This window comes from Cohnella baijiui, from assembly GCF_020731285.1.
Classification (GTDB): domain Bacteria; phylum Bacillota; class Bacilli; order Paenibacillales; family Paenibacillaceae; genus Cohnella.
In genome coordinates, this window is the sequence record NZ_JAJFOW010000188.1 from 1 (window position 1) to 321 (window position 321).

The following is a 321-nucleotide window of genomic DNA, read 5'->3' on the forward strand; positions in this document are numbered from 1 at the left end:
CCATCCTTCAGCGTAAGGATGGCAAATGGATTCCGGTCGGCGGTAAAATTAACAGCAAAAGCCGCACAGTAGAGGCATCCATCGATCAATTCGGTGAATACGCTGCTGCCGTAATGTATAAGACATACAAGCTTGATATGGTCAACAACTGGTCGAAGCCGTATGTGCTGGCTCTTGCCTACAAAGGTGTCATTCAGCCTGATATGTATTTATATGATGGACGCCTACTGAAGGATTTAAATGCAAAAATCACCCGGTTTGACTTCATGATGATGCTGGCGCGGGCTAAGGGATTAAAGCCCGTCCAATATAACGGTCACT

At 46.1% G+C, this 321-nt stretch carries 1 pseudogene; it reads left to right on the forward strand.

What is annotated here, in order from left to right:
* Positions 1-321, forward strand: a pseudogene (locus tag LKX83_RS32260) (S-layer homology domain-containing protein); the annotation flags it as partial.